We start from the raw sequence: 12902 nt of genomic DNA, 5'->3' as shown, positions 1-12902 counted from the left end.
GTTAAATGATAATTAGTGTGAAAGCCTCAACCTCGGTTGGGGCTTTTTTATATCTCTATTTCCATCTGTATCTCCACCTGTACTCCTACCTGTATTCCCACCTGTATTCTAAACCTTCATGTAAACCCGTCCTAAGCCCAGTTTACTCATAAGTTGAACAGCGTAAGCTTTTTTGTTTTAAACAAGAATGCCGAAATGAATTTCAAACCCTTTTTCTTACTGCTAATACTCGCGATAAGCTGGTCTACTGTTTCATTGGCTGCTCCCGTCACTCACGCAATGTCTAACACTGCTGAGCCAATACCTAGCGCTGCAAAGCCAATGCCTAACGTCGCCAAGCTTATGCCAAACGTCAATAGGCCAATGCCTAATTCTAATAAACAGGTGCCCGAGCAGGCTATAACGCCTATCCAAACTGCAGCGACCTACAAGGCAAGTGATAACATCAATATTGCTGAGTACTTCATTAGCGAGAAGTTAGATGGCGTGCGTGCCCGCTGGACCGGTACGCAGCTTATTACCCGAAACGGAAATGTTATCTATGCACCTAAGTGGTTTACCGATAATTGGCCTAATGTAGCTCTTGATGGAGAACTATGGACGCAGCGGAGCAGCTTTGAAGCTATCGCTTCTATTGTACTTAGCCATACGCCAGATGAGCGCTGGAGGGCAGTGAAGATGATGGTGTTCGATATGCCCATCAGCGATGTTCCTTTTGCCTCGCGCGTGTCTGCGATGGAGTCTCTAGTGAGGGGAGCAAATAGCAGTAATTTGGCTATGATCTCACAATTTACGCTGAGTTCTCAGCGGCTTCTTGAAGCGAAAATAGATGAGGTCACCGCGAAGGGCGGTGAAGGTTTAATACTACATCACAAAGGAGCTTTTTATCAGAGCGGGCGCAGTAATCAGTTATTAAAAGCGAAACGGTATAGCGATGCAGAAGCCAAAGTGATTGGCTATGTAGAAGGAAAAGGGAAGTTCGCGGGCATGCTGGGCTCTCTTATTGTAGAGACGCCCGAGGGTATACAATTTAAAATTGGAACAGGGTTTAGTATGAAACAGCGTCAATATCCGCCCCCAATGAACAGTTGGATAACGTTTAAATATTTTGGCTTAACAAAAAAAGGTATTCCCCGCTTCGCGAGCTTTAGGCATATTCGCCCAGCCAAAGACTTACCAAATTTATAAGACGTTATACCTCTGTGGTGTTTAGGCATAGCAGGTGTTAACAGTGGTAATCTCCATGCTGCTAATGACAGGGAGTGATGACTGGCAATGATGGCTAGTAATGATGACAGGGAGCGATCTCAGAAATAATAAGCTGAAAACATTAATTAGTTTTAAAGTTTGATTTGTGTTTTTTTAATAGCTTTAATCGTTCAATATTAAGTGTCTGAATGATGACTATAAACGAATAAAAAGCCTCAAAAATTTAATTTAGGTAGGTTAATCGTTATACTTATGAGGTATTTTTAAACAGACCTTGCGTTAAGACCGTACAAGACCGTTTATCCCCATTGCGCAAGCGACATCAAGAGGAAGACATCGTGTTACAAGACTATCGCAAACATGTAGAAGAACGTGCTGTTGAAGGGATCCCTCCTAAGCCGCTAAATGCTGAACAGGTAGCAGGCTTGGTTGAGTTAATTAAGAATCCACCAGAAGGTGAAGCAGACAACCTATTAGAATTATTGTCTGAACGCGTTCCTCCGGGCGTTGATGAGGCCGCTTATGTAAAGGCGGGTTTCCTAAGCGCTATCGTAAAAGGTGACGACAGCTGCTCGTTAATCTCAAAAGAAAAGGCCGTTGAACTTCTAGGCAATATGCATGGTGGATACAACATCGTGACATTGGTTGAGCTTCTCGACGATGAAAACCTAGCGCCCCTCGCGGCTAAAGAACTTAAGCACACCCTGCTTATGTTTGACGCCTACCATGATGTTGAAGAAAAACATAAAGCCGGAAATGAATTTGCCACAGACATTATTACGTCGTGGGCAGAGGGTGAGTGGTTTACGTCGCGTAAATTAATGGACGACAAAATCACATACTCAGTATTTAAAGTGACCGGTGAAACCAATACCGATGATTTATCGCCAGCACCTGATGCATGGTCGCGCCCTGATATTCCCCTTCACGCTTTAGCGGCTTATAAAATGACCCGTGATGGCTTAGAGCCAGAAGAGCATGGCGTTAAAGGCCCAATGCAACAAATTGAAGATGTGAAAAACCAAGGTTATCCCGTTGCCTTTGTAGGTGATGTGGTAGGGACTGGTTCATCACGTAAATCAGCAACTAACTCCGTATTGTGGTTCTTTGGTGAAGACTTACCCGGCGTACCTAATAAACGCGGCGGCGGTGTATGTATTGGTAGCAAAGTGGCACCCATTTTCTTCAATACGATGGAAGATGCCGGCGCCTTAGTATTTGAAGCCGATGTAGAAAAAATGAATATGGGCGATGTTATCGACATCTACCCGTTTGAAGGCAAAATCACCAATCATGAAACCGGCGAAGTATTAGCTGAATACGACTATAAATCTAAAGTGATTTTAGATGAAGTACGCGCTGGTGGACGAATCAACCTTATTATTGGCCGCGCGTTAACTGAAAAAGCACGAGAAACATTAGGTTTAGGCGCAACAGATTTGTTCCGCACCCCAGAGCAACCTGTCGATACCGGCAAAGGCTATACTCTTGCCCAAAAAATGGTAGGTAAAGCGTGTGGCGTTGAAGGTATTCGCCCGGGCACCTATTGCGAACCTAAAATGACCACTGTGGGCTCGCAAGATACCACAGGTCCTATGACGCGAGACGAGCTGAAAGATTTAGCCTGCCTTGGTTTCACAGCCGACTTAACCATGCAGTCTTTCTGTCACACCGCGGCCTATCCTAAGCCCGTTGATATTGAAACACAGCACACTTTGCCAGATTTCATGATGAACCGAGGTGGTGTATCCCTTCGCCCAGGCGACGGCATCATTCACAGCTGGTTAAATCGCATGCTATTGCCAGACACGGTAGGTACAGGTGGCGACTCACATACCCGTTTCCCACTGGGTATTTCGTTCCCTGCAGGTTCTGGCTTAGTCGCGTTTGCTGCCGCTACCGGTGTCATGCCCCTTGATATGCCTGAATCTATTCTGGTTCGATTTAAGGGCGAAATGCAGCCAGGCATTACCCTGCGTGACCTAGTACACGCCATTCCGTTATACGGTATTAAGCAAGGCTTACTCACCGTAGAGAAGAAAGGCAAGATTAATGCGTTCTCTGGTCGCGTACTAGAAATTGAAGGGCTTGAGCACCTAACGGTAGAGCAAGCATTTGAATTGTCTGACGCATCGGCAGAGCGTTCAGCGGCGGGCTGTAGTATTAACCTTTCAGAAGAGTCTATTGCTGAATACCTAAACTCAAACATCACTATGCTTCGTTGGATGATTAACGAAGGTTACGGCGACCCACGTACCCTTGAGCGCCGTGCTCAAAAGATGGAAGAGTGGTTGGCTAATCCTGAACTTATGCGCGCCGATGCAGATGCTGAGTACAAAGAAATTATCGAGATAGACCTCAACGATATTAAAGAGCCTATTGTGTGTTGCCCCAACGACCCTGATGATGCGAAAACCTTATCAGACGTAGCCGGTGAAAACGTAGACGAAGTCTTCATTGGTTCGTGTATGACAAATATTGGCCACTTCCGTGCTGCAGGTAAGTTACTTGAGCAGTTTAATAAAACCTTACCTACCCGTTTGTGGATGTCGCCACCGACGAAAATGGATAAGGCTCAGTTAATGGAAGAAGGCTACTACAATATTTATGGCAGGGTAGGCGTTCGTACTGAAATGCCAGGTTGTTCACTGTGTATGGGTAACCAAGCTCGTGTAGATGCAGGCACCACAGTATTATCTACTTCAACTCGTAACTTCCCTAACCGTTTAGGTGATGGGGCGAATGTATACCTCACATCGGCTGAATTGGCGGCGGTAGGCGCTATCGTTGGCCGTATTCCTACGGCAGAAGAATACATGGAATATGCGAGTAAAATTAACTCCATGTCGTCTGAAGTATTCCGCTACTTAAACTTTGATAAAATGCCAAGTTTTAAGAAGGCAGAAGAAGAGGCGAAGGCCAATATCATTCCAACGTTGAATGTTGCCTGATTTAGTGTATAAACTACAAAGCCGGGCACCGTAAGTGTCCGGCTTTTTTTATGGGTAAAAGGAATGTCTAATGGCTAAAACTACTTTCATTGCAATCGCGCTTTTTGTGCTTCTAGGATATGGCGCTTTAAATGCCAATGCACAGATGGAGCCTAGCGTAGAGTTTGACCAAATATCGATAAAAATTGATGGCAAACTTTACCAAATGGAATACGCACATTCTTTTGATCAACGCGCCCAAGGGTTAATGTTCAGAAAATCACTGTGTGATGATTGTGGAATGTTGTTTAAGTTTGCATCGTCAAGATACGCCAGTATGTGGATGAAGAATACGAATGTTGCTTTAGATGTCGCCTATATCGACAGAAATGGCGTAATTACAGATATAAAACCTCTAGAGCCTCACGACCTAACGTCTGTGCAGGCAACTAAAGAGGTACTCTACGCGCTAGAAATGAACCAAGGGTGGTTCGCTTCACACAATATAAGTGTGGGTGACCAGATAGAAATTAATCGTTAAACCGGTGCGAATGATCTATTCGCCGGTCAGTATCGAGCAACATGCTCGGTAAAGGAAATTCGGAGTAAAATCGTGGCAAATGCTTTAACCATCGCCAAGTTCGGCGGAACCAGTGTTGCGAACTATGAAGTGATGCAAAACTGCGCGCGTATTGTTGCCTCAAACAGTGCGACTCGCATTGTGGTAGTCAGTGCATCAGCAGGGGTGACAAACCACCTTGTGAATTTGGCGCACAGCCCACTTACCCAAGAGCAAATAGAATCAACCTGCCAGTCTATTGTTGATATTGAAATTGCCATTCTCAACAAGCTTGCTGATAAAAGTACGGTTGAATCTAAACTAAACGATTTGCTGGAAGAGATGCGTTCTCTTGCCTTCCATGAAGAAATTTTGCATAGAAACGACTTAAAAGACCAGTTGCTTTCTATGGGTGAACGTATGTCTTCACTGATGTTTAGTGCTGTTTTGGCTGAGCAAAAAGTGGCTGAAAAAAATGTAACAACCATGAACTTTGACGTACGTAAAGTATTGCGCACCGACAGTGAGTTTGGTGAAGCAGTACCACAAATTGACACTATAGAAGCCTTGGCAAAGCAGTTGCTGGCCCCTGAAATTGAAAATGCTATTGTGGTAACGCAAGGGTTTGTGGGTGCTGATGATGAAGGTCGCACTACCACATTAGGTCGTGGTGGTTCTGACTTTACCGCTGCGCTTATTGCTGAAGCCTTAGACGCCGATGCCTGTGAAATATGGACCGATGTGATTGGAGTTTATACTACCGATCCACGTATTACTGCAGCTGCTCGCCCGTTACCAGAACTTAGCTTTGAAGAAGCGGCTGAAATGGCGACCTTTGGTGCTAAGGTGCTTCATCCCGCTACTATGGAACCTGCACTTCGTAAAAATATCAAAGTGTTTGTAGGTTCAAGTAAAGAGCCAGAAAAAGGCGGTACTTGGATTGTACGTGATTGTGTTGAAGAGCCTCCTTATCGCGCCATCACTCGCCGTAAAGACCAAGTTATGGTGACGGTGAAAACGCCTAAGATGATGTACGCACAGGGCTTCCTACAGCAGGTTTTTGCTATTATCGCGAAGCACAAGCTAAGTGTGGATTTGGTAACGACATCAGAAATCTCGGTGTCGTTTACCTTAGACAATCCGGCTAATTCAGTGGCACAACGGTTAAACAAAGAAACCATTGCAGAACTTGAAACTATTTGTGATGTGAAAGTAGAGAACGGTTACGACTTAGTTACTGTGGTAGGTAACCACATGCAAACGGCGATTGGTGTGTCTAGCAAGATTTTTGCTGCGGTATCCGATTTCAACTTACGCATGATTTGTTTTGGTGCGAACCCGCACAACTTGTCGTTTTTAGTGAACCAGACTGACAGCGATAAAATTGTTCAGGACTTACATAAAGCGCTTTTTGAATAGTAGAGCTACTCATTGCTCACTTGGTTAATTAATTAGCTATTTGATTAGTTACTAAAACAGTTCAAAAAAGCATAAAAAAAGGGAAGGTTAAACACCTTCCCTTTTTATTTTTCAGATTGAACCAAGTAGTTGTTTCAACTCTACAATTACACCTTAAACTGACGAATAGATTGCTGTAACTCTTCTGCAAGCCTTGCCACTTCATGGCTTGAATCAGAGGTTTGCTGTGCACCCGACGTAGTTTCTTCCGCGATGTTTACAATAGTCTCAAGTTTCTCACTAATCTCTTGCGAAACGGTGTTTTGCTCACGGGCTGATTGTTCAATCTGAGAGCTAACATCATGGGCTTTATGTACGGCATCAGAAATAATATCTAGCGCCAACGTGGCTTTTTCTGTTTGCTCTACACAGGCTACAGTTTGCTCTTTACCTTGATTCATTACCGATACAGCACGTTCAGCACCCGCTTGAAGTACTTCAATCATAGCGTTAATTTCTTGCGTAGACTGTTGCGTTCGGCTCGCTAGCGTACGTACTTCATCAGCAACTACCGCAAAGCCTCTACCTTGCTCACCCGCACGTGCAGCTTCAATGGCAGCATTTAAGGCTAGTAGATTGGTTTGATCCGCAACACCGCGAATAACATCAAGAATGCCACCGATACTGGCACTGTCTTGATGAAGTTTGTTAATAACATCTGCAGCGTCTTGAACGTCTTTAGCTAGAATTTCGATAATACGTTTATTCTCAAGCGAAATTTGACGTACATTTTCAGCCTCTGCATCAGCATGGCGAATTTGGCTCAGCGTATCTTCAGCGTTTTGCACTACCAATTGCGAGGTTGAGTGCATTTCTGTAGTCGCTGTTGCCACTTGGCCAATTTGTGATTTTTGATCTTGGATTGAATGAGTAGTTTGTGCGGTAACCGCCGAAGTTTGCTCTGATGCTGCAGCAAGTTGTTCAGCACGGGTATTAATACCAGAGATTAACTCTTTGAGGTTACCAATTAGGTTATTACAGTTTTTAGCCAACAGGCCAAACTCATCTTCTGCTGAGTCGTCTAAACGGTGAGTTAAGTCGCCAGAAGAGGCCACTGTAAGTAATTCGTTTACGCGGTAAAGCGGGCGTGTAATGGCTCTTACTGTGACATAGCCAATAACCGCCGCTATCAAAATTGAAAATATGACAACCGCGATAATGATGACATTGCCCGACGTGATAGCGCCGTTAACTTGGTTCTCTACATCTTTCGCTTTTGCATCGGCAAGGGCGAGCAGCTGTTCAAGCTCGACAATACCATTTGCAATGTTCTTATCCGATGCATTTAGCGCCGCTTCTGAATCATTTCTGCGTTCTAGTCTTTCTACATGCAATGCCATTACGCCATTGTTAGCAGTTATTGCGTTAAGTGCTTCATTCACCAGTTCATTAATATCATCTAAAGTGCCAGACTGATCTCGTTGTCCAGCTGCCTGACCCATATCGCTTAGCAAGGTGGCCACTTTGTCTACCACCAAGTTCACTTCGTTACCTAGGGTTTGTGAGCGAATGAGGGTTTCGGTTTTTACATATTCGTAAGAAACAGTAAGTAGAGACAGTAACGAGGTTTCTAGTTGGCTACCAATGTCAGCAGCTCGTCTAAGATTTGCATCTCCTTGCACCGCATCAAGGTCAGAAAAGTCTAGTAAGTAAGTAGAAGCGTCGTCAGCGTTGTCTTCTGCATCACCTAAACGGTCGTCGATGGTGTTTCGAAGATCCATAAATTTCTGATGGTTCGAATAAACGGCTTCAACGTTTTTAATATAGCTGTCGTAGGAAGCGCGTACGGTATTTAATTTGCTTTGAAGTTCAGGTTCATTAGCAACCGCAGTAGCAAGCTTTTTATACTCGGCTTCAAACATATCTCGGCTTTGATTGAATGCTGTGCGTTTTTCTTGTAGTCCAGATAAGCTCTCTTCAATGTAGGCTTCGAAGGTCAATCTGCCCATATTTAGGAAGTTGGCTTTTAGCGCATTGCTCCCCGCTACTGTAGGAAGTGCTACATCGTTAACTTCTTCGGTGGCCGCACCAATAGAATTAAGGTTAAACAGCGAGACTACGCTAATGATAATCAGCAGACAGGTGATTGCGACAAACCCGCCGATAACGCGAGTGGCTACTGTAATCTTCATTGAAACTCCTAGACTATTTATTATTCTCTTGCGGGACGATACTACCCCGCAGACCACCCAAAATACACCTCTATTGAGCCAATAAAGGTATTAAAATGCGTAACAAGGACTGTAAAACAAGTATAGATGCTCGTACATATTCAGCATATCGGCAGCTAAGCTATTTAGTTAACTAATAAAGTTCAGGAGTTTGAGATTTGGGTGGCTGGCTAAACGACTCACACTTTTTATATGAGTACTTTATTTATGTACTTTTATGCATGAACTTTAATAAGCTTATTTGAATCGATATCGAGCATAGTTAATTCTTGTCCCCATACATAACCCGTATCTAGCGCAACAAATCGGCTATCTTGTGTTTCGCTATTTAAGGCAGCCCAGTGGCCGAACAACACGTGTTCATGCTCAGTAAGGTTGGGATTCGCAACTTTAAACCATGGCTTCACCGATTTTGGTGCTTGTGAAGGGTGGGTTTTTGTATCGAACTCTAAGCTGCCGTCATTGTGTAGAAAACGCATCCTAGTGCACGCGTTTACAATAAAGCGGGTGCGTGATACGCCTTTAAGCTTTTCAGACCATGTCGTGGGCGAGTTGCCATACATGTTGTTTAATAAGTCAGTATAGTGCTTCGATTGTAATTGCTTACTAACTTCGCCGCTAAGGCTAACTAGAGTATCGGTGCTCCAATGAGGGTAAAGCCCCGCGTGTACAATAGTATGTTTTGCACTGATTTTTTTTGCCAAGGGGAATTGGCGGAGCCAATCTAGTAGTTCAGGAAGGTCGGGAGCATCAAGTAAAGGTTGAATATTGTCAGCTTTTTTAGGTTTGCGAACCTTATTCGCCACCGCCAATAAATGAAGATCATGATTGCCTAAAACAGTTTCAAAACTACTGCCTAAACTCTTTAAGAATCGTAAAGTGCCTAACGAGTCTTCGCCTCTGGCCACCAAGTCCCCAACCGCATAAAGTTTATCTTTATCAGCGTCGAACTTCGCTTTTTCCAGTAACTGTTGTAGACCGCCATAACAGCCTTGAATATCACCCACTACATAGGTGTTACGATAGGACATAAATCTCAAATATCAGTGAAGAATATTGGGAACCGCCAACCGGAATACATCGATTGGAACACGAAAGCGCTCTCCGTTTTCACGTTCCATTTCATAATATCCTTGCATATTTCCCACCGGGGTATCAAGTACTGCACCACTGGTGTAGTCAAAATCTTCCCCGGGTTTCAATATGGGTTGTTTGCCCACAACCCCTGAGCCACTGACTTCTGATGTTTTTCCGTTCGCATCGGTAATTTGCCAGTATCGATTAATCAGTTGTACTGTTTCTTGGCTGTCATTCACAATGGTCACGTGATAAGCGAACGCAAATTGTGGCGAATCAGAGGGGAGATGCTCGGGCAGATGGCGGGTTTTCACCCGCACCTTAATTTCAGACTCATTCATAAGCTAACTTTAATTTTCTTGTGCTTCTTCTAACGCTGATACTGCATTCGCGATTGTCGCAAAATCCTGTAAGGATAGTACTTCGGCTCTAACGGTTGGGTTTATACCCAGCGCGCTGATTTGTGCTTCAGTAAGGCTTTCTTTCAACGAGTTTCGTATGGTTTTACGGCGCTGATTGAACGCTTGTGCACATACTCGCTCTAGTGTTGCCACAGATACTACATCAACCGGCGGGGTTTTATGTGGAATCAGTCGTACTACCGCAGAATCAACCTTCGGTGGTGGCTTAAAGGCACCGGGTGGTACATTCAATACTGGCATAATTTTACAGTAATATTGTGCCATTACTGATAATCGGCCATAGCTTTTAGAACCATGACCTGCTGCTAAACGGTTCACCACTTCTTTTTGAAGCATAAAATGCATGTCATCTACGCACGCCGCGTGAGAAAACAAATGAAACATAAGCGGCGTTGAAATGTTATACGGCAAGTTACCAAAAACCCGTAGACCCTTGTCTTTCACTGGCATGGTTTTAGCCAGCTCAGTGAAATCCATGGTCATGGCGTCTTGTTCAATAACCGTAAGCTTGCTGCCGTTAAAAGGGTGCTCTCGCAAACGCTTGGCTAAATCGCGGTCAAGCTCGATAACAGTAAGTGCTTCAACTTCATCGCAAACAGGGTCGGTTAATGCGCCTAAACCAGGGCCAATTTCAACCAAGTTTTGCTCGTGTTGCGGATTAATGGCCGACACGATTTGTCCAATCACATAATCGTCGTGTAGGAAGTTTTGTCCGAAGCGTTTTCTGGCCGTGTGGCCTAAATGTGTTTTACTCATTGTTGATGATGTGCAAGCTCAATGGCTTTTTCCAATGCTTTTCTGAAACTGCCGGGATCGGCATTACCAAGGCCTGCTAAATCTAATGCAGTACCGTGATCGACGGATGTTCTAATAAAGGGAAGGCCAAGGGTAATGTTTACCGATGCACCAAACCCTTTGTATTTTAGCACGGGAAGCCCTTGGTCGTGGTACATAGCAAGTACCACATCTGCTTCTTCCAGATACTTCGGTTGAAATATAGTGTCAGCAGGAAGAGGACCAGTAATATTCAAACCTTCTTCTCGTAACTCATTTAGCGCCGGAATAATGGTTTGAATTTCTTCAGTACCAATATGCCCATCTTCCCCCGCATGCGGGTTAAGACCACAAACGAAAATATGCGGATTACGTACACCAAACTTCAGTTTGAAGTCGGTATTGATAATATGCAGCACTTTATGAAGGCGTTCTTTCGTGATGGCGCGAGAGACATACTCTAAAGGAATATGGGTAGTCGCTAATGCGACATTCAAGCCTTCAGTTGCCAATAACATAACCACATCAATGGTATTAGACTGATAAGCGAAGAACTCGGTATGGCCACTAAAAGACACACCGGCTTGGTTAATAATGCCTTTATGTACAGGACCCGTTACCACAGCATGAAAATCGCCTTCCATGTTGGCCTGACAGGCTTGGCGAAGGGTCTCTACTACATACAGCCCATTATCGCTATCTAGCTTACCTGGAACCACATCAGTGGCTTTATCAATTTGCTTAATAAACAGCGAACCCGCGGGCTGAACCTGCGGGTTTGATGCTTCATAAGGAAGAAGGGTAAGCGGTAAACCAAGTGCTTTTGCTCTGGTTTTAAGTATCTCGCCATCGGCGAATACCACTAACTGGGCTTGCCAAGATTCTTGGGCCAGCTTTATGATCAAATCTGGCCCAATACCGGCGGGTTCACCTGGTGTTACTGCAATTTTTATCGGTGTCATTTATGCTTCTATATATTACTCGACAACTTCGATGTAGGCAGCGTCGCGCATTTCACGTAACCAGTTTTCGGTTTCTTCTGCAAACTTTCTATTGAAAATAAGCTGGTGCGCTTTGTCTTCTTTGCGGCGCTCGGTGGCGTCATCTACACGTCTATCGATTAACTGGATTAAGTGCCAACCATGTACTGAGCGTACTGGGTCACTGTATTCACCGGCTGATAATTGCGCAAGGGCGTCTTTAAAAGCAGGTACGTAATTGTTTGGGTCTGACCAACCAAGCTCACCACCTTTAAGGGCTGAACCAGGGTCTTCAGAATATTCTTTAGCTAGTTCTGCAAAATCAGCTTCACCCGCTTCAAGTTGGGTTCTGAACTTAACTAGCATTTCTCTTGCTTTGTCTTCACTAAGAATAATTGAAGGTTTCACAAGAATGTGGCGAGAGCTAACTTCCTCAACGGTGATTTTCTCAATACCACGAGTATCTAATACTTTCAGGATGTGAAAACCAGCACCGCTTCGGATAGGGCCGACTAATTCGTCTTTAGCTTTGCCCTGAATTGCCTCAGCAAATAGGGTCGGCATGCCGTTAATGTTCAACCAACCCATGTCACCACCTTCTAACGCTTCGTTACCCGATGATGAGGCTATAGCTATTTTAGCAAAATCTGACCCAGAGTTTAATAAAGAAAGTACTTTGTCTGCACGTTCGCGGGATGCGCTAATTTGATCATCAGATGGATCGGAAGGGAAGCCAATAAGAATGTGGCCTAAACGGTACTCTTCTTGTTCTGCTCCTTGTTGCTCCATAAGCTCAATCAGGGTCTCTCTTTCTTGATCGGTGATGTAAACACGGCGGCGAACATTCGCACGACGTACTTCACCCATGATAATTTCTTCACGAATATCTTCTCGGTAATCCTCATAAGGAATACCTTCTAAGCGAAGTTGTCTGCGTAATTCTTCAACGGTAGTGTTTTGATTCGCAGCAATGTTCGCAATAGTTTGTTCAAGCTGTGGATCACTAATTTGGATACCCATTCTTTGAGCCATTTGCATCTGAAGGCTCTTAGTGATTAAACGCTCGATGGCCTGAGTACGCAATGCGCGGTCAGAAGGAAGGTCTTGCCCATTTGCCTCTGCGTTTCGTTTTACATCGTTCATGAGTGCATCGACTTCACTTTGAAGTACAACACCCTGATCGACTATAACCGCTACGCGGTCAAGCATTACTTCTTGCGCGTAGCTGCTAAACGACAACACTGCACTGACTAACAAGGCCCGGATTATGAACTTCATACTCACTCTTTTATTATTGGTTAATGCTTAACGCAGGGCTACTC

At 44.3% G+C, this 12902-nt stretch carries 10 protein-coding genes; 4 read left to right on the top strand and 6 right to left on the bottom strand.

From position 1 onward, the window contains the following. The first annotated feature begins 195 nt into the window (after positions 1-195). The 4 genes from Q4561_RS01215 to lysC all read left to right on the top strand — a co-directional run bounded on the left by Q4561_RS01215 (position 196) and on the right by lysC (position 6117). Positions 196-1188: a DNA ligase gene (locus Q4561_RS01215; protein ID WP_303456831.1), complete on the top strand. Its 993-nt coding sequence runs from the start codon at positions 196-198 to the stop codon at positions 1186-1188. A 359-nt stretch (positions 1189-1547) separates the two neighbouring features. Further along, entirely contained in the window at positions 1548-4160 is a 2613-nt protein-coding gene (acnB, locus tag Q4561_RS01210; protein WP_303456828.1) for a bifunctional aconitate hydratase 2/2-methylisocitrate dehydratase, read from the top strand. 70 nt (positions 4161-4230) lie between these two features. Further along, positions 4231-4680, top strand: coding sequence for a DUF192 domain-containing protein (locus Q4561_RS01205; protein WP_303456825.1), 450 nt, complete (start codon positions 4231-4233; stop codon positions 4678-4680). Positions 4681-4752: 72 nt separating this feature from the next. Next, positions 4753-6117, top strand: coding sequence for a lysine-sensitive aspartokinase 3 (gene lysC / locus Q4561_RS01200; RefSeq protein WP_303456823.1), 1365 nt, complete (start codon positions 4753-4755; stop codon positions 6115-6117). 146 nt (positions 6118-6263) lie between these two features. On the opposite strand, the gene Q4561_RS01195 is transcribed toward lysC, so the two are convergent. The 6 genes from Q4561_RS01195 to surA form a co-directional block, all read right to left on the bottom strand. Then, positions 6264-8288, bottom strand: a complete 2025-nt coding sequence (locus Q4561_RS01195) for a methyl-accepting chemotaxis protein (RefSeq protein ID WP_303456821.1) — start codon at positions 8286-8288, stop codon at positions 6264-6266. 254 nt (positions 8289-8542) lie between these two features. After that, positions 8543-9358 carry a symmetrical bis(5'-nucleosyl)-tetraphosphatase gene (locus Q4561_RS01190; protein WP_303456818.1) on the bottom strand — a complete coding sequence of 272 codons (816 nt, stop codon included), beginning with the start codon at positions 9356-9358 and terminating at the stop codon, positions 8543-8545. Positions 9359-9370: 12 nt separating this feature from the next. Next, positions 9371-9745, bottom strand: a complete 375-nt coding sequence (gene apaG / locus Q4561_RS01185) for a Co2+/Mg2+ efflux protein ApaG (RefSeq protein WP_303456816.1) — start codon at positions 9743-9745, stop codon at positions 9371-9373. A gap of 9 nt (positions 9746-9754) precedes the next feature. Then, complete coding sequence (rsmA, locus tag Q4561_RS01180) at positions 9755-10582, bottom strand: 16S rRNA (adenine(1518)-N(6)/adenine(1519)-N(6))-dimethyltransferase RsmA (protein WP_303456814.1); 828 nt, start codon at positions 10580-10582, stop codon at positions 9755-9757. Continuing rightward, entirely contained in the window at positions 10579-11562 is a 984-nt protein-coding gene (gene pdxA, locus Q4561_RS01175; protein ID WP_303456812.1) for a 4-hydroxythreonine-4-phosphate dehydrogenase PdxA, read from the bottom strand. Before pdxA ends, rsmA begins: the two co-directional genes overlap by 4 nt. Positions 11563-11577: 15 nt before the next feature. Next, positions 11578-12864 (bottom strand): peptidylprolyl isomerase SurA, encoded by a 1287-nt coding sequence (gene surA / locus Q4561_RS01170; RefSeq protein WP_303456810.1) that lies wholly within the window; start codon positions 12862-12864, stop codon positions 11578-11580. Positions 12865-12902 lie beyond the last annotated feature (38 nt).

Source organism: Alteromonas sp. 1_MG-2023 (assembly GCF_030547075.1).
Taxonomy (GTDB): Bacteria; Pseudomonadota; Gammaproteobacteria; order Enterobacterales; family Alteromonadaceae; genus Alteromonas.
Note: the sequence above shows the minus strand (reverse complement) of the source record. Positions and strands in the feature narration are given on the sequence as shown.